This is a genomic window from Anaerolinea thermophila UNI-1 (genome assembly GCF_000199675.1).
GTDB classification, from domain to species: Bacteria; Chloroflexota; Anaerolineae; order Anaerolineales; family Anaerolineaceae; genus Anaerolinea; species Anaerolinea thermophila.
In genome coordinates this window covers 1,616,516-1,634,640 of the sequence record NC_014960.1, presented here as the reverse complement: position 1 = coordinate 1,634,640, position 18,125 = coordinate 1,616,516, and the positions used below count along the sequence as shown (strand labels likewise).

Annotated in this window: 16 protein-coding genes; 9 read left to right on the top strand and 7 right to left on the bottom strand. The window is 46.8% G+C overall.

From position 1 onward, the window contains the following. Window positions 1-7: 7 nt before the first annotated feature. On the bottom strand, window positions 8-1,174 hold the full coding sequence (locus ANT_RS07340; protein ID WP_013559876.1) for an iron-containing alcohol dehydrogenase: 1,167 nt from the start codon (window positions 1,172-1,174) through the stop codon (window positions 8-10). A 9-nt stretch (window positions 1,175-1,183) separates the two neighbouring features. Continuing rightward, window positions 1,184-1,594 carry an SCP2 sterol-binding domain-containing protein gene (locus ANT_RS07335; protein ID WP_172634586.1) on the bottom strand — a complete coding sequence of 137 codons (411 nt, stop codon included), beginning with the start codon at window positions 1,592-1,594 and terminating at the stop codon, window positions 1,184-1,186. Window positions 1,595-1,708: 114 nt separating this feature from the next. Between ANT_RS07335 and ANT_RS16245 the strand changes: the two genes are divergently transcribed. The 6 genes from ANT_RS16245 (at window position 1,709) to pckA (ending at window position 8,738) form a co-directional block, all read left to right on the top strand. Further along, window positions 1,709-2,389: an LON peptidase substrate-binding domain-containing protein gene (locus ANT_RS16245; RefSeq protein WP_013559874.1), complete on the top strand. Its 681-nt coding sequence runs from the start codon at window positions 1,709-1,711 to the stop codon at window positions 2,387-2,389. Window positions 2,390-2,464: 75 nt separating this feature from the next. Further along, on the top strand, window positions 2,465-3,727 hold the full coding sequence (larAH5, locus tag ANT_RS07325) for a nickel-dependent malate racemase, LarAH5 family (protein WP_013559873.1): 1,263 nt from the start codon (window positions 2,465-2,467) through the stop codon (window positions 3,725-3,727). A gap of 60 nt (window positions 3,728-3,787) precedes the next feature. Continuing rightward, on the top strand, window positions 3,788-4,138 hold the full coding sequence (locus tag ANT_RS07320; RefSeq protein ID WP_041454815.1) for an Asp23/Gls24 family envelope stress response protein: 351 nt from the start codon (window positions 3,788-3,790) through the stop codon (window positions 4,136-4,138). A 3-nt stretch (window positions 4,139-4,141) separates the two neighbouring features. Then, window positions 4,142-4,609, top strand: a complete 468-nt coding sequence (nusB, locus tag ANT_RS07315) for a transcription antitermination factor NusB (protein ID WP_013559871.1) — start codon at window positions 4,142-4,144, stop codon at window positions 4,607-4,609. A 16-nt stretch (window positions 4,610-4,625) separates the two neighbouring features. Continuing rightward, window positions 4,626-7,094 carry a glycoside hydrolase family 113 gene (locus tag ANT_RS07310; protein ID WP_013559870.1) on the top strand — a complete coding sequence of 823 codons (2,469 nt, stop codon included), beginning with the start codon at window positions 4,626-4,628 and terminating at the stop codon, window positions 7,092-7,094. 15 nt (window positions 7,095-7,109) lie between these two features. Beyond that, on the top strand, window positions 7,110-8,738 hold the full coding sequence (gene pckA / locus ANT_RS07305; protein WP_013559869.1) for a phosphoenolpyruvate carboxykinase (ATP): 1,629 nt from the start codon (window positions 7,110-7,112) through the stop codon (window positions 8,736-8,738). Here the strand turns inward: pckA and ANT_RS07300 are convergent. After that, window positions 8,735-9,541: a prepilin peptidase gene (locus ANT_RS07300; RefSeq protein ID WP_155818053.1), complete on the bottom strand. Its 807-nt coding sequence runs from the start codon at window positions 9,539-9,541 to the stop codon at window positions 8,735-8,737. The two genes, pckA and ANT_RS07300, sit on opposite strands and share 4 nt — an antisense overlap. Here ANT_RS07300 and ANT_RS07295 point away from each other — a divergent pair. The 3 genes from ANT_RS07295 to ANT_RS07285 are packed head-to-tail and all read left to right on the top strand — an operon-like array spanning window position 9,541 to window position 13,587. Continuing rightward, window positions 9,541-12,075 (top strand): DEAD/DEAH box helicase, encoded by a 2,535-nt coding sequence (locus ANT_RS07295; protein ID WP_013559867.1) that lies wholly within the window; start codon window positions 9,541-9,543, stop codon window positions 12,073-12,075. The two genes, ANT_RS07300 and ANT_RS07295, sit on opposite strands and share 1 nt — an antisense overlap. Further along, window positions 12,072-13,313, top strand: a complete 1,242-nt coding sequence (locus ANT_RS07290; protein WP_013559866.1) for a ribonuclease H-like domain-containing protein — start codon at window positions 12,072-12,074, stop codon at window positions 13,311-13,313. Before ANT_RS07295 ends, ANT_RS07290 begins: the two co-directional genes overlap by 4 nt. Beyond that, window positions 13,294-13,587, top strand: coding sequence for a putative signal transducing protein (locus ANT_RS07285; protein ID WP_041454813.1), 294 nt, complete (start codon window positions 13,294-13,296; stop codon window positions 13,585-13,587). Before ANT_RS07290 ends, ANT_RS07285 begins: the two co-directional genes overlap by 20 nt. On the opposite strand, the gene ANT_RS16240 is transcribed toward ANT_RS07285, so the two are convergent. Genes ANT_RS16240 through ANT_RS07265 form a run of 4 tightly spaced genes read right to left on the bottom strand, consistent with a single transcriptional unit; the run spans window position 13,584 to window position 18,085 of the window. Continuing rightward, entirely contained in the window at window positions 13,584-14,414 is an 831-nt protein-coding gene (locus ANT_RS16240) for an aminotransferase class IV (RefSeq protein ID WP_013559864.1), read from the bottom strand. The genes ANT_RS07285 and ANT_RS16240 overlap by 4 nt on opposite strands. Next, window positions 14,407-15,030, bottom strand: coding sequence for a nucleotidyltransferase family protein (locus tag ANT_RS07275; protein WP_013559863.1), 624 nt, complete (start codon window positions 15,028-15,030; stop codon window positions 14,407-14,409). The genes ANT_RS16240 and ANT_RS07275 overlap by 8 nt, the downstream gene beginning before the upstream one ends. Next, on the bottom strand, window positions 15,031-15,861 hold the full coding sequence (gene yqeB, locus ANT_RS07270) for a selenium-dependent molybdenum cofactor biosynthesis protein YqeB (RefSeq protein ID WP_172634585.1): 831 nt from the start codon (window positions 15,859-15,861) through the stop codon (window positions 15,031-15,033). After that, the gene (locus ANT_RS07265; protein ID WP_013559861.1) at window positions 15,851-18,085 is read right to left on the bottom strand and encodes a xanthine dehydrogenase family protein molybdopterin-binding subunit; all 2,235 of its coding nucleotides are present in this window, start codon (window positions 18,083-18,085) and stop codon (window positions 15,851-15,853) included. Before ANT_RS07265 ends, yqeB begins: the two co-directional genes overlap by 11 nt. Window positions 18,086-18,125: the final 40 nt, after the last annotated feature.

The following is an 18,125-nucleotide window of genomic DNA, read 5'->3' as shown; positions in this document are numbered from 1 at the left end:
TAGCCTCTTAGAAAGTCACATCATCCCCATGATAGGCAACACGAAACAGCCTGGTCAGTTCGTCCACCTCAGGGACTCTTGTTCCCATCAAGGTTTGGGAGTCATTCAAAGCAAAAGCAACCAGAGTTTCCAAGTCTTCTTCAAAGGCTTTCTCGTCAATTCCAAGTTGAGCAATGGAGAGAGGTTGTTCTACTTCGGATTCCAGAGCCCGAATTTTTTGGATCAGCCAATCAGCGGCTTCATTTTCCGTTTGGACATTTTCTCCTAAAAATTGAGCAATCTCCCGATAGCGAGTTTTTGCTTCACCACGAACATAATAGGCAATCGTATAAGGCAAGAAGAGAGCCACAGCCCTGCCATGAGGAACATTGAAACGCGCCCCCAGTGCATGTCCCATACCATGTGCCAGAGCCGCCATTGCATTGCCAAACCCCAACCCGGCAATAGTTGCCGCATTTTGCATACGCTCACGGGCTTCCCGATCATTGCCATCTCGATACACCCGAGGAAGGTAGTTAAAAATCAATCGGATGGCTTGCAGGCACAGCCCATCAGAAAAATCATTGTGCCATGTACTGGTATACCCTTCAATGGCATGGGTTAAGGCATCCAATCCAGTATCTGCGGTAATTCTGGGAGGCAATCCTATGGTCAGCTCAGGATCCAGAATGGCTAAATCTGGCACACACTCCCGATTCCCCAAACCTAATTTTCGGTGAGATTCTTTCTCACTTAAGACAATTGCCCAGGTGGCTTCAGCCCCTGTTCCAGCGGTCGTTGGAATGGCAATCATTCGGGCTTTTTTCCTCAGGAATATTGGTTCAATTGGATTAATGGCTACCGGGTCCATATCGGGACGCTCATACAACACCCACATGGCTTTTGTAGCATCCATGACCGAACCGCCCCCTAAAGCAATAATCCAATCTGGCTCAAATTCCCTCATCTTGTGGGCGCCGTTTTCAACCGTAGTCACAGAGGGATCCGACTCGACATCAAGAAAAGTTTCCACCTGAAATCGATTTTCTCGTAAAAGAGCCCTGATTTTTTCTACCATCCCCAGACGTTCAAGAGTACGGTCAGAGACAATCAGCACCCGCACACCTGAAATCTGCGATAAATGAGAAAGAGAGCCTTCGCCATAAACAATTTGAGGGCTTTGAAAGAACCACATAATTCCTCCCTACAGAGGAAATTCAGTAGGAATACGGGTACAACTCTCTACCAGTTCCTTGGCAGCGCGGACGTTCCTCATGACCATCGCCATGTTGCCTGTAAGTTTTAACTGGCCGGTCATCATTGCCTGCATTGGATCTAATTGTTTGGTCATGACCTTTTTCCAAACAGCCACCGGTCCGGAAAGACGAAAGGCAGAATTCACTACCTCTCCATCCGGGATCTGGTAAGCGTTGCGACACTTCCCATGCCATAAATCCATGTAGAGCCTCACCGGTTTATCCAGTTTTCCCCCCGGTTCAATAACAAATACAAAATCACCTTCCCAATTTTTTGCGGCTTCTTCGTAGGAAGAACTATGATTAAGATCTTCCATCATCGCTTTAATCCATTGGTCACTGGGAAATGGGATAGACATACACAATTCCTCCTTTGGCATAAGTCTGAAACTATTTTAGACCCAATCTCAAAATACAATAAACCTTATATATCCATTCGTAAGGGAGGAAAGCCTCCAGTAAAATTGAAATAAATGTACACCTTACCTGTTTTTCCTCTTCAGACTGTTTTATTTCCTAAAACTCCTATTCACTTACATATTTTTGAAGAACGCTATAAAAAGATGATGCGCCAAGTACTCGAGACTGATTTGCTTTTTGGCGTTTGTCTGATTCATCAGGGAGTTGAGGCTTATGGTCCTATGCCAGTTCCCTATCCTGTGGGATGCTCGGCACGAATCATTGACGTTCAACCTCTGTCAGAGGGCAGGATGAACCTTACCGCTATTGGAGAAGAGCGATTTCGTATCCGCTCTTTGGTACAACACTCCCCATATCTGGTTGCCGAGGTCGAAGCCCATCCTTTTCGCCAAATTCGCACACTGGAAACCTTGCGAATGAAAAACGCTTTGCTGGAATATTTATCCGAGTATGTCCAGTTGCTGGACACCTATAAAGCCGCCGGAGTTGAATTACAAACCCTTAACCTTTTCCTGGAAGAATTAAAAAATTACGAAGACCCCACAAACATCATTTTTTTGACGGCTTCTTTACTCCAAATTCCATTAATTGAAAAACAGCACTTGCTGGAAAGAGAAACCGTCCCTGAAATTCTGGAACGATTAATCCTGACACTGCGTCGTGAAATTCTCCTGCATAAGAGAATTTTCTGGCATCCTGAAAAAATTGTGAATCGAATTTTTCGATTGAATTAAGATTTTTCCCAAGCCACATTCTGTAGTATAAAATAATCGAGGTTTTGATTTCCTCTGTCGGGGTGCATTTTCACCATGCAACAGATTACTATTCCATTTGGCTCGGGTACGCAATCATGTTCTATCTCCGATGAACATTCCATTGAATGGATTGTACCTCCTGAAATACCGGGAAGCGAAAATCCTTTAAAAGTGATTGAAAAAGCTCTGTCTCATCCTTTAGATTTTCAATTCCCTTCTGGGATTGACCATGTAGCCATTGCCGTAAACGATAAAACACGTCCTGTTCCCCATCATCACATCCTTCCCCCTTTGTTAGATTGGCTGAATCAACATCACATTCCCGACGAAAAAATTACCCTTTTAATAGCCACCGGCACCCATCTTCCTATGAAACAGGAAGAAATTCGGTCTTTAATTCCTCTCGAAGTTTTAGAACGAGTGAACTGCATCTCACACGATTGCGACAATGCTGAACAATTGGTATTCATTGGGGTCACTTCCAGGGGTACCCCCGTATGGGTAAATCAGAAATTTGCCCAAGCAGATCTGAAAATATGCACCGGAGACATCGAGCCCCATCATTTTGCCGGTTTCTCCGGTGGAGTGAAAACCGCCGCCATTGGACTGGCGGGACGAAAGACTGTCAACCGCAATCATGCCTGGATTACTGATCCAAAAGCATGGATAGGAATTTACGAAGGCAATCCTTTACGAGAAGATATTGAAGAAATAGGATCCTTGATGGGGGTTGATTTTGTTCTTAACACCATTTTGAATGAAAAGAAAGAAATTGTCCACGCTCTGGCCGGACACCCTCGACAAGTGATGAAAACAGGGATTCCTCTTGCGCTGAAGATATGTACAACAGAAGACAAAGGGCTATTTGATCTTGTCATTGCCTCAGCCGGCGGATATCCGAAAGATATTAATTTCTATCAAGCACAAAAAGCCTTAACTCACGCTACCACCATCATCCGAAAAGGTGGAACGATTATTCTGGTTGCCGAGTGCCGGGAAGGAAGTGGAAATCAGGCATTTGAGGAATTTATGAAAGATGTATCCACCCCGGATGAGGTCTTTGCTAAATTTGCACAACAACCTTTCCGTGTAGGTCCTCACAAGGGATATCAGGTAGCCAGAATCGTCCGCGATTACCATGTATATCTAGTATCCACAATCTCACCAGAGATCGTCAGAAACTGGCTGATCCAGCCCTGCGATACCCTGAAAAACGCTGTAAACCTTGCTCTTGCAGATATAAAAGGGATAGTTCGTATTGGTGTCATGCCCTATGCCACTACAACACTTACAGTTTCCTCAAGTAATATTTTCTAAACCATAACGACTTCGTGATTAATGGGTTAGAATAAAGGCATCATGAAAGAGGATTTTCATATGGAACAAACACCCTCAACTACTGGAAAAACAACCATAGCACCCGAAGTGCTCTTAACTATTGCCCGCTTGAATACCCTGAGCGTTCCGGGAGTAGCCCGATTGAGTTCAGCGCCGGCGGATGTTAACCAAATATTTTCTAAAAATCCACAGGAAGGGGTAAAAATTTCTGTGGATCATGGTGTAGTTTATGCCGACATCTACGTCGTTCTGGCAAAAGATGTCAATGTTCGGGAAGTGGGACGAGCCATTCAGCAAAAAGTTTCTCGAGCCATTTCCGAAATGCTAGGAATGGAAGTTGGTAAAATCAACGTGCATGTTGAGGATATTGATTACTCCGTTGAAGCGTGACCTATGAAGTTAAGAACGCGGGCACGAGCAGTGGCTCTTGAAGCCTTATATGAAATAGACCTGACCAATCATCTACCCGGTGACGTCTTAGAGGAACGCATAAAAGATGCAAAACTCCAGGACGAACTGGCTGATTTCGCCAGAGAAATCGTCATGGGAGTTCTCCCCATTACTCATCAACTGGATGTACAAATTGCCAAACATGCGCCTGAGTGGCCCCTTGATCAGGTGGCTGTGATAGACCGAAACATTCTGAGAATTGCTTTATGGGAATTTGCTGTCGGGCAATGCACACCTGTCAAAGTAGCCATCAATGAAGCTGTTGAACTAGCCAAAAAGTATGGCTCTGATAGTTCTGCTCGTTTCGTCAACGGCGTGCTGGGAAGCCTGGCAGATCGAGAAACGGAAATTAAGCAGGAATTCAGTCAATTTCAATCTCCCTTGGATCCTCATCAAACTTCTCAGGATTGACAAACGGGGGAAAGAGATGAGAAGAAATTACCCCAAACCAAAAGTCAACTGGCTCATCCCTCTTCTCATCTTCTTTTTGATTTCATGCACTTCACCAACTCCTACAGTGCAAATCCTCTCTCAAAACACCACCTCGCAAACTCTCATGGCTGAGGTGACCTTTCAGGCTACCTTGTCCCAACCTCTAAAAGAGGGAGAAAACCTGAGCCTTGAAGTGTTAGATGAGGTTACGGGCATTGCTCTTAATCCCCAACGTTACCCTCTGCAAAGACAGAATGACTTGAAATATTCTGTTCGTTTGCCATTTGCGGTGGGAAGTCTCGTCAAATATCGTTACATTCGGGAAAGCAAGAGCATCGCGATTGAGTACAACACCCAAAAGAAACAAATACGGTATCGCTTGTATTACGTAAAAGACCCTGGAAGTGTAGAGGATTTCATTGCAGGTTGGAATGACACTCCTTATCAAGGTCCATTCGGGCGAATCCAGGGAGTTGTATTGAATGCTCTGGACCGTACCCCTGTGCCAAATGTGCTGGTCACCGCGGCAGGTGTCACCATGCTGACAGCAGCGGATGGTTCCTTTACTCTGGACGGGCTCCCCCCCTGGACACATCATCTGGTAGTAGTGAGTCTGAATGGGGAATTTGTTCCATTCCAGCAAGGTGCCCAGGTGATTGAGGAAGCCATGACCCCAGCAGAAATTCTGGTACAACCTGCCCCAAAAGTCCAGGTCACTTTCGTGGTAACCCCGCCTGAGGATAGCCCTTCGGGAATCCCTATTCGCATGGTAGGAAATATCTCTACCCTCGGAAATACCTTTGCTGATTTGCGGGGGGGGATGAACGTTTTAGCCTCCCGGGCTCCTTATCTCACCTATCAACAAGACGGCACTTATCGCCTTACTCTGGAACTGCCTGTTGGCCTGGACTTAAGATATAAGTACACTCTGGGTGATGGTTTCTGGAATGCCGAGCGAACCAAACAGGGAGAGTTTCGAGTTCGGCAATTTATTGTCCCTGCGCAAAATGTCATGATTGAGGATCAAATTGAAACCTGGAAATCTCCAGGAAAAGGGAGCATTTCCTTTTACCTGACTGTTCCAGAAACAACTGGCGCCAACGAAAGCATCTCGATTCAATTCAATCCCTATGGTTGGACAGAACCTTTGCCCATGTGGCCTCTTGGGAATCACCAGTGGCTGTATATTCTTTACAGTCCACTGGATGCCATTGGAGAAACTGCATATCGCTTCTGCAGAAACGATCAGTGCGGGATTGCCGACGATTTGACGACTTTTGGACCTGACAATCCGGGCACAAAACGCTTCACCCCTCCTGCAGAGGGCATCAAGATTACAGAAGTGGTTAAGGAATGGAAATGGCAATTACCCCCTCTTGAGCCCATTACTGTCCCTGCGGGCACCATCCCCCCCAAGCCAGGCAGTTTTATTCAGGGCGTGGCTTTTCCAGCCGATTATCATCCATCATGGCAGCCGTTTATTCCCTGGGCAATTGAAGATCTTGCCCAAATGAATGCCAATTATCTCATTCTCTCACCGACATGGCATTTTACCACCACCGACCCGCCTAATCTTCAATGGTTAACTGGTGTAGATGCCACATGGGAAGACCTTTCTAACACAATACAGATTGCCCGATCCAAACAAATCAACATTGCCCTGCGCCCCACTGCCGCCTTTGAAAAACCTCCTGCTGTGTGGTGGAGTGAATGCCCGGGTACGTCCGGGTGGTGGAAAACCTGGCTGGATCGCTACCGGACGTTTATCCTTCATCATGCGGCACTGGCAAGTGTATCCGGTACAGAAATCTTTATTCTCAATCCGGAAAATTTGGAACCTGTGCTTCCCGGCAATTCTTTACCCAATGGTGCTCCCGTAGTCAGTGATGCCGATTTGAAAGCCTACTGGATTGACCTTATCCAACAGATTCGGAAAATCTATTCTGGGAAAGTCGCATGGCAAATATCTTCTTCGCAGAACCTGGACACACTAAGCGAAATATTGAAAGAAACCGATTTGATTTTTGTCCATGTATATGATCCGCTGACCAGTCAGGAAGATCCTCAAGCCGAAAACCTCATCCCGCCCGCGCGCGAACTCATTGAAAACAAAATCCGGCTCATTCGGGATCAATACGACCTCCCCATTGTAGTAGAACTTGCTTATCCCTCTTCCAAAGGGAGCGCAAATGGTTGTATCCCTTCAAACGGCAACTGTCTCCCCCTATTTGTTTTCTATCAGGGCGGTCTGGACATTTCGGCGGCAGAGGAGTCTTTCCGAGAACAGGCAGAGATTTACAATGCTTTTCTTCAGGTGATCAGTCAATCCGAATGGGTTGCAGGTGTTGTATCTGATGGGTATTTTCCTCCCATCGCGCTGGCCGATAAGTCTGTTTCGGTTCGCGGAAAACCCGCTGAAGACGTGTTATGGTTTTGGTTCAATCAATTTCACCCTAAAGAATAAATCAGGAGAGTCTGGATGATTTACACAGGTATCCCAGGAGATTACAGTCTGGAGTTGCACGGTTTGCAAAACCTTCGTACAGCCTATTGGAATCTGCCCCCTGCAGGTCTCATCGAACAATCCATCTTGCGAGGAGAAAGCATCCTTTCCCGAACAGGCGCTGTGGTTGTAAATACAGGAAAACATACCGGGCGTTCTCCCAGTGACAAATTCATCGTAAGACACCCCAGCATCGAGAATCAGATTTGGTGGGGAAAAGTCAATCAACCTCTTGCGCCAGAAAAATTCGAACGCTTACTCGCCAAAGCAAGAGCCTACCTGCAGGGAAAAGATGTCTTTATTCAGGACTTACAAGCAGGAGCACATCCATCATTTGCGCTGCCCATTCGGTTGATTACGGAAAAAGCATGGGCGGCTTTGTTTGCCTATAACCTGTTTTTGCGACTTCCTCATGATCAACTGGTCCATCACCGCCCTGAATTTACCATATTTCATTTGCCCGAATTTCTTGCCTCTCCGGAGGAGGATGGAACCCGCTCTGAAACAGTTATTGCACTGGATTTAAAGAAAAAAGTCATTCTGATTGCAGGCACCAGTTATGCCGGAGAGATTAAGAAGTCCATTTTTACCGTATTAAATTACCTCTTACCCCAAAAAGGGGTTCTCTCCATGCATTGCTCTGCCAATATTGGGCAAGAACAAGATGTAGCGTTGTTTTTTGGGCTGTCTGGAACGGGCAAAACGACCCTGTCTTCAGATCCTGAACGTCGTCTGATAGGAGACGATGAGCATGGCTGGGCTGATGATGGAATCTTCAATTTTGAAGGAGGATGTTACGCCAAAACCATCCATCTACGTCCCGAGTTAGAACCCTTGATCTGGCAGGCAACCCAAAGTTTTGGGGCAGTTCTTGAAAATGTAACCATAGACACCATTAGCCGCGAATTGGATTTCGACGACGATCATCGCACAGAAAATACTCGAGGGGCATACCCTCTGCACTACATTCCTAACTTTGTTCCCGAAGGCAGAGGAGGTCACCCGAAAAATATCTTTTTCTTATCTGCTGACGCTTTTGGGGTATTGCCTCCGATTGCCCTCCTAAGCCCCGAACAAGCCATGTATTACTTCCTCTCAGGATACACTTCAAAACTTGCAGGTACTGAAACCGGTTTGGGGACTGAACCTCAAGCCACCTTCTCAACCTGTTTCGGTGCACCTTTCCTGCCTTTACATCCTCATGAATATGCTCATCTGTTAGGTGAAAAAATTCAGCGGCACCAGGCAAGGGTATGGTTAGTGAATACAGGCTGGACAGGCGGGCCTTACGGAGTTGGTCAACGCATTCGCCTGCCTTATACCAGAGCCCTCATCCGCGCTGCCCTCCATGGGGATCTGGAACATGTGGAGTATCAGATCGAACCTCATTTCGGATTAAGCATTCCTCTGGAATGCCCAGGAGTTCCCAGTGAGATTCTCAACCCACGTCAAACCTGGGCAGATCCAGAGGCATATGAGCAGCAAGCCTCTCTTCTGGTTGAACAATTCAATAAAAACTTTGAGCCATTTGTTCAGGAAGTCTCACCAGAAGTAGTGCTTGCTGGGCCCGGAAGAAAAGATTTGAGACCGCAGAAACTGGGTTAAGAAAGAAACAACAGGTAAAGCGTCGCAAAAATCAGGTAAGGGCCATAAGGAATTGCCGTAAAAGCCTGGTAATTTTTTCTAATGATCATGGAGAACATGATCAGGCCGCTGACAATGCCACCTGCCAAAATTGCAAGAAAGAGTCCAGCGAGAATACCGGGCCAGCCAAGAATAAGCCCAATGATACCGGAAAGGATGACATCGCCAAACCCCATGGCAACCTCTGAAATGGGTTCCCCGCGGCGTTTCTCCATCCAGCGTCTGAATACCTCGCCTCCAAGAAAAAGTAAAAACAGTAAAGCCGCGCCCGCAGTACCACCCGCCAGGGTCATTCCAATGCCGTGAAGACGCACGCCAATTACAAAAGCCAGAATTCCTCCTGCAATTGAAGTTTTCTCAAGAATCAGACGATGTTCGAAGTCAATGACTACAATTAGGGAAGAATACGTCAACCATAACATGGCTTCAACTTCCGAAAGACGTGGAGAACCTGTCCAGTGAACTCCTAAAAATGCTATTCCCAACCCAAAATGAAGCAGCCACGTCCGCAATCCACGTGTTCTTCCACAATGTTTACAGGGAAAAAGTGTCCAGTAATCCAGCCAACTTATCTCTTTCCGGCACGACGAACAGATTAAGCCACCCAGCCTGCTTTCAACAGGCAACCAATCAGCCAACCAGTTGACCAAACCTCCGGCAAGCCAACCAGAGAAAAAAATCAAGAGACTGGTAATCATTGCATTCATAGAAATGCCGAAATTCCTTGATAATATCTTCAAAGTAAGGTAAAAACGTAAAGTCAATGAACCATTTGGAGAAAGTCCTGCTCGTTTGGGTGAGTGACCCGGAAATTGAAAAAAATATTGTTCGTATAGAGGAGATTCCCCCTCGTCCGGCTCTTTGGGGAAATATTCCAGAATCTCTTCATCCGGATCTGAAAAATGCTCTCCATTCCCTAGGGATTAATCAATTATACAGCCATCAAGTACAAGCATACGAATTGATTCATCAGGGCAATCACGTTATGCTTGCTACGGGTACTGCCAGTGGCAAGACACTTGCCTATAATCTTCCTGTTTTAGACGACTGTCTGAAACATCCTTCTTCCAGAGCCCTTTACCTTTTCCCAACAAAGGCATTAGCCCAAGATCAACAGACGCAACTTGCCAAACTCCTCCAATCTCATACCTCTTTACCCAAGCAAATCCCCGTGGGCATTTATGACGGTGACACCCCCGCGAGTCATCGAAACGACCTCCGAAAAAATGCACGAATAGTGCTGAGTAACCCTGATATGTTGCATATGGGGATTTTGCCTCATCATACTCTCTGGGCAGAATTTTTCCGGAACCTGCGGTTTATCATCATTGACGAAGCCCACATTTACAGAGGGGTTTTCGGGTCTCATTTTGCGAATGTCATCCGAAGGTTGAAAAGAGTGGCTTCCTTCTATGGGGCATCTCCACAATTCATCCTGAGTTCGGCCACCATAGCCAATCCGCTACCGTTTGCCCAAAGTTTGATTGAAGACAAAATTCAATTGATTTCTCAAGATGGTTCACCAGCAGGCCCCAGGAGAATCTTTCTCTACAATCCACCGGTAATCAATGAGCATTTGGGGATACGGGCCAGTGCCATTCATGAAGCCCTGAAACTGCTTTCTCCCCTGATTACTCACGGCATCCAGACCATCACATTTGCCCGTACACGTCGAACGGTTGAACTGCTGCTCCGATATTTACGGGATCGTTTTCCTGGCTCCCCGCAATGGATTGAAGGGTATCGCAGTGGATATTTACCCACAGAAAGACGCACTATTGAAGCCAAACTTCGCAAGGGAGAAATCCACTGCGTAGTAGCCACAAATGCTTTAGAATTGGGAATAGATATTGGCACCCTTTCTGCTTCTGTCTTGGTAGGCTATCCGGGTTCAATTGCTTCTACTCGTCAACAGATAGGGCGTGCCGGGAGAAAAACTGATCTGGCTGTTTCGCTCTTGGTTGCCTCTTCCGATCCGCTTGATCAATATTTGATGAGATTTCCTGAGTATATTTTTGAACAATCCCCTGAAATGGCACTGGTAGACCCCAACAATCTGTTGATTTTGGTTCAGCACATTCGTTGTGCCGCCTTTGAACTCCCCTTTTATCGAGGTGAGGGTTTTGGAGGTGTTTCAGCGGAAACCGTCGAGGAGATTCTGTCTTTTCTGGCTGAAAGTGGTGAACTTCATGCCGGCACCACACGATTTATCTGGACCGCAGACCAGTATCCCGCCTCGCAAATCTCCCTGAGAACCACCTCCCCAGATACAGTTCAATTGCAGCAGATTATAGATGGGAAGCCCAAAGTTGTTGGGGTGGTAGATCGTTCCAGTGCATTATGGATGGTCCATCCAGGCGCAGTGTATTTGCATGCTGGAGAAACCTACTGGGTACAAACCCTGGATTTAGATCGAGGGATTGCCTGGCTCGAGCCATCCGAACTCGATTATTACACCGAACCAGTGCAGGAAACTACGGTGGAAAAACAACAGGTGCTTTATAATGAGCCAACCCGGGGAGGAAACAAGTTTTTTGGGGAACTGAAAGTCACCCATCAGGTGACAGGATTCAAGAAAATACGCTGGTATTCTCGTGAAAACCTTGGTACAGAATCGCTGGAACTTCCTCCTTCCACCCTGTTCACCACGGGATACTGGAGAAGTTTAAGCGAGGTCTCCGTTAATTTCCTCAGACAGGCTGGGTTGTGGAGAAATGATCCCAACGACTACGGACCCGAATGGATTAAGATTCGGGAATCGATAAGAAAACGGGATCACTACACCTGCCAGTTATGTGGTACCCCAGAACAGGGAAAGGCACATCATGTACACCACAAAGTACCTTTCCGGATGTTCTCCTCCGCCCAAGAAGCCAATCGTCCAGAGAACCTCATTACATTATGCCCGTCCTGTCATCAGAGAGTGGAAGAGAACCAGCGTATTCAAAGCGGATTGGCGGGACTGAGTTATCTTATTCATCATGCAGCACCACTCTTCTTGATGTGCGATACTGAGGATATTGGAGTATTTTCTGAACCGCAATCGCCCCTTTCGGATGGACAACCTACACTGGTGGTTTATGACCAGATTCCTGGCGGGATTGGACTGAGTAAAAAACTCTATGAAATCGAAGAAACTCTGTTCAAGGAAGCCGCCATCCTGGTAGAAACCTGTCCCTGCGAACATGGATGTCCATCCTGCGTCGGGCCAGCAGGTGAAAATGGTATGGGCGGGAAACAGGAAACGCTGGCAATCCTGAATATCTTAAATGGGCTGATACAATTAGAAGTGAAATGACAAATCTGCGAGAAAAATTACAGTCCCTAGGATATAAGAAAGATAATGGTTCGTCCAAATCCGAAACAAATGTCTTAACAGATAATCATGGACAGACCAGGCAAGTAAATGATTCTACCTTTCAGGACCGGCTATACAAAGTTATCCAATCGTACCCATTGCCTTATCCTCATGGAGAAGTACTTATTGAAGATTCTGCTCCTCTCGGCATGATTGGGGAATGGGCTAAAACCCCCCAAATTTCAGCGCTAACCTTGAGTGATGTAGTATTTATTGACACCGAAACCTCTGGATTAGTTGGCGGAACAGGCACATTTGCTTTCATGGCAGGAATTGGGCTCTACAAAGAAAAACGATTTGAAGTGCACCAGATTTTCTTACCAGAGCCCGTTGATGAATTTGCCTTTTTAGAGGAAATTCACCGTATCCTTTCACCCTTTCCTGTGATTGTTACCTTCAACGGGAAGTCTTTTGACCTGCCTCTGCTTCAGACACGTTTCATCCTTAACCGCATGCAAACCATACCGGAGGAAAAAAATCACATTGACCTTCTCCATCTTGCCCGGCGATTCTGGAGAGAAAGGTTGGAGAGTTGCAGTCTTTCAGAACTGGAAAAGCAGATTTTACATGTCCAGCGAGAGGAACAGGAAGTGCCTGGCTATCTCATTCCTGAGATATATTTTAGGTATTTAAAAACAAAAGATTTTTCTCTTCTGAATGGAGTGTTTTATCATAACCGTGTAGATATCCTCTCGATGGCCGCACTTTTTCAATTTATGAGCCGGGTGTTATCACAACCAGAAATATTCCCTCTGCACTCTATGGATTTAGCTTCTGTTGCCCGCCTGTATCATGACATGGGATACTGGGATATGGCTTCCCATCTATACTCTCAAGCCTTATCTGAAGAAATGCCACAAGATATCCTGATAAAAACCTTTCTCAGAAATGCTGAAATTCATAAGAAAAAAGGGAACCTCCCGGAAGCCATAGAGTTATGGAAGAAAGCAGCAGAATATGGGAACCTTGAAGCCCACCTTGAGTTAGCGAAAATTTACGAACATACACTCAAAAATCTGGAGATCGCTCTGGAATGGGCAAATCGCGCGTTCACCTTGTGCAATACATTGCCTTTACCTTTATGGAAGAGGAAAGAATGGCTTCGGGAAATCTCCCATCGAATTCAGCGCCTGGAACAAAAGAAAAGGAAGGATTCTTATGGAACAACCCCGCTTTGAGTGTGTTTATACGGCTCCAGGAATGCTCTCCGCAGAGATGATTCGTATGCTGTTAGAGTCTTACGATATTTCTGTGTGGATTGTGCCTGAGAGCGCAGGAATTGCCTACGGGTTAACCGTAGGGCCCTTGGGTGCTGTAGATATCCTGGTGGCAGAAGAGGATGCAGAGAAAGCAAAAGATATTCTACGAAAATACGAAAATGGGGAATTATCCATCAACGAAGAGCAGGATGAACCCGCTAGAAACAATGACAGCGAAAATTCAACCCTCTAAACTTCTTCAAGCAATTGATTCAATCTTTCCTGAAATCGTGTACTTAGTGTCGTTGTGATCTTTCCGGGCGTTTGAGGCACAGTGTACTGATCAATTTTGCGAACCGGTAACACCCCTCTGCTGGTACTGGTCAGGAAAGCCTCTTCAATTTCATACAACCTTTGATAAGGGAACCCTTCTAAATTCAACGGAAGATTAAGTTCCTGGACACACTTTAAGACAAGTTCACGGGTTATGCCAGGCAGTACCCCTTGTCCGGCAGTCCAGACTTTACCCTGATGAACTGCAAAAAAATTACTGCTCAACCCTTCCAGTAACCTCCCATTTTCATCAACCATGATCACTTCATGTATTTCTTTGCCGATCTGTTTTCGAATTTCTGATGCCTTTTGAATAAATTCAGTCACCTTGGCTTGAGGATTGTCTCGATGCATCCGGCGAGTTTCTACCGCCACCCCTAAACGATAATCCTCCATTGAAGGCGGAGTCAGGAATGTCGCCATGCCGATGACTGTTTCGGGACTCGAAAAAGGCACTATCAGGCGTATTCTGATATCCTTTCCATTTGCCTCCTGGATTAACGCGCGAATCAAATCTCGCACAGAGGCTTCGGATACCGTAAGGAAAACACCAGATAATTCAGCAGAGTGCTCTAAACGGTAAATGTGCTCTTTCAGGAAGAGCACTCTATTTCTGTGATAGGTTCTTAAGGTGGTGTACACCCCTTCGCCATACTTACGGACAAGATCATCTACCTCGCCCTGTTCCGGTAAGAGCAATTTCTCAAGTTGATTATTTGTGCACCGATAACCCCAAATCTTACTCATTATCCCTCTCATCCACAGGACGCATCTGCTGGTAATCCTCAGGAGTATCCATATCTGTCAGGATTGAAGGTGTATCCACTAAATAATAGACAATATCCTGAGCGTGATGATTGAGAAAATTCCGCATGCTTTCGCGTTCATCGTCCATCTGGAGAATTTCTTGCCAGAGACTCCTATCTACCAACCAGGGATGCCCACGCCGCATTTGATAACTGGGCACAATTAATACGCCTTTTCCAAGGCGATACTGTTCTATTAACCCCTGAACCACAGAAACTTGAATTTGAGGTTGATCGCCCAGCACAACCAGCACAGCCTGGACCTCATCATGTAATCGGGATATCCCAACTTTCAACGAAGTTAACATTTCGCTGGTCTCATAACGTGGATTGAAAACACACTGTGCAGAGGTATTTTTCAGAGTTTGTTCAACCTGTTCACGGGATTTGCCCGTGACAACCACAATCTGTGCCACCTGTGCCGCCTGTAAAACGTTCACCACCTGACCGATAACCGTGGTCTTTCCCCAAGGCAAAAGTTGTTTAGGCTGTCCCATTCTTCGAGACATTCCAGCCGCAAGGACTACCGCTCCGATGATTGATTTAGTTGTCATCATTTATCCCAACCGCGCTCGAAACTCCGGAATAGTTAAGACTGCCTCCAAGACACCTCCGCCCACCGCTAAGGACTTATCGGACACCAACCAGCAATAACGTGGATCGCCTCTTGGATCAATATCTCCAATCTTTTGCCCCTGCATCACATGAAGTCCTGACCATATCAGCCCGCGAACCACTCCATCAAACGGTGCATATACAGGCACCCCATTGACATAGCCCAGGCATTGACCCGAGAGAACGCTCTCTCCAATTTCAACCCCTGCCATAAATTCTCCCTCAGAAGGGGCACGTAACACCCTTTCGCCAAACTTCCCATCCACGCCTTCCGGTATCCCAGAGTCCTTTTCGGGCTCTCCTTCCCAAATCACCCTACCGAGAAAATGTCCACGCTTGGTCTCAATCACTGCATGGCAGTTTTTTCCCGCCACAAAGCCAGGTCCCAACCCAATCACAAGAGAAGCAAGAGTGCGTTGATCCTCTAAACTTTTCTTCAACATCCTGCCATCTACAAGAATATCCGGGGTGAAGAGGCTTTGGATCTTAAGTTCTGGATCGGCAATCACCGGGATTTGGTATTCGCTGGCTATACGAATTATTTGTTCAACATCAATCTCAGCCTTAACCCCTCGAAGGCCCTCAATTTCTACTTCTCCTTGATAAATTGCTTCAGCAAACGAAACCTTGCGCCGCACCATTAAGGGTTGTGCCAGTTCTGTGACGATAACTTTTATTCCCGCTCGCGCTAATCGAAGTATTGCACCACTGGCTAAATCACCACCACCACGAACAATTGCCCATAACCCTTGTTTCAAGCGTTCACGCCTCACTTTCCTCTTCCAGTTCACCTAAAGCCCTCAACACACGCTCCGGAGTTAACGGAAACTCATCCATCCACACCCCCGTAGCCATCTTTACCGCAGAACAGATTGCGGGAGCCACTGCCATGTAAGGCATTTCTCCCATACCTCGAGCGCCATAAGGGCCAATTGGATCAGGGTGCTCCACCACAATTGAATCGATTTTCTCAGGAACGTCCAGAATCGTAGGAATCAGGTAGGTAGACAGAGTTGTCGTTAATGGCACTGCGTTTTTCTGAACAAAATTCTCCATTATGGTATACCCTAACGCTTGTACAACGGCTCCTTCAATTTGTCCTACCACCTGCTGAGGGTTGACGGCTTTGCCGACATCATCCGCGCAGATCAGTCTTTTCACCTCAATCTGCCCGGTCTCTGTATCCACCTCTACCTCAGCGGCTTCTGCCACATATCCGTAAGCAAAGTTGGGCTCCGATTTTCCCGTCTCGGGATCATAAGGTGTGGTTCTTGGAGGACGATACTGATAGGTGCCTTTCGCAGGTCTTTCCTCGTTTTTCCAATTCTCCAACGCAATCTCCGCTGCCCCTTTGATGGCATTACCAGCCATAAACGTCATTCGAGAGGCTGAAGCCGAACCTGAGTTCAAGGTAGTTGCTGTATCCGAGACAATCAGTTCAATTTTCTCCAGAGGTACACCCAGCGTCTCGGCCGCAAATTGAGCGAATACTGTATGTGCGCCCTGACCGCAATCGGCACCGGCATGATACACCCGAACTTTTTCGATTTCTGCCTTGCCAATCAGTTCGACGGTAGCCCAGCACTGCTCCGGTGCACCAAACGAAAATCCCACATTCTTAAAGGCACAGGCAATCCCAATTCCCCGACGGATATGGGGAAATTGAGCATCAACTGTTTGAATCTCCGGAGCCCTCCAACCTGTATCCGTTTTTTGCCATCCAGCCTTGAGGGCGCACTTGGTCAGCACCTCTTCAATACTCACTCCCTTTGGAACGGGGGTGCCAACAGACAGAATGGAACCTTCACGCAAAATATTTCTCATCCGCAGTTCCACAGGGTCCATTCCCAATTTTTCTGCCAGTTTGTTCATCTGCATTTCAGCCGCAAATGTCGCCTGAGGCCCACCAAAACCACGAAAAGCGCCATTGGGAATGTTATTGGTGTAAACAGCATACGAATCCACCTTTACATTTGGGATTTCATATGGACCCGTACACATCAATGTCGCATTCCCCAACACTTTGGGGGAAGTGTAAGCATACGCACCACTATCGGCAATCAATTCCATCTCGGCGGCAACCAGTTTTCCTTCCCGGGTCGCTCCCCAGCGCGCACGGATGCGATAAGGGTGGCGTTTATGATGCCCAATAATCGATTCCTCGCGAGACCAGACAATTTTCACCGGACGATGAATTCCCCGCTGGTACAAACGCCATGCCGCCAGTGCCAGAATAATCTGGACAGACATATCCTCGCGTCCGCCAAATGCTCCACCAATCGCAGGATACACCACACGCACCTGCTCAAGCGGCAACCCCAAAGCATGGGCAATTTGTTCCTGATCTTTATGCGCCCACTGCCCGGCAACATAAACGGTTACACGGCCCTCTTCATCAATCAAACCAACTCCTGCCTCAGGTTGCAGAAAGGCATGTTCCTGAACAGGCGTCACGTACTCATCTTCGACAATGACATCCGCGCTTGCAAAAGCTTTTTCCACATCCCCCTTCCGAATACGATAGCGCGTTAGAACGTTACTCCCCCGATCGGGATGCAGCAACACTGCGTCCTCATGCATGGCATTCAACGGATTATCCACCACAGGGAGATCTTCATACACCACATGAATCAAATCCCGGGCATAAGCAGCAATTTCTTCGCTCTCGGCAATAACCAGGGCAACCTGATCGCCAATAAAACGCACCCGATCGGCGTAAGGTTTACTGGAGCCTGGCCCACACAACACAGGTTGATCGTAAATTCCCAAGCCATACTCATTGACCGGCACATCTTTTGCCGTAAAGACAGCCACAACACCAGGAACCTTCTCGGCCGCTGAGGTATCTATTGAAACAATCCGAGCATGGGGACGTTTCGCAAAGTATACCTTCATGTACAACTGGTCAGGAAAGTTCAAATCTCCCGGATAAAGTGTTTTTCCCGTGACCTTTCCTACTGCATCAACACGTTGAACCGATTGACCCAGAATGGTCATTCTACCTCCCTGAAATCATCTCATTGAGAAGATATATTTA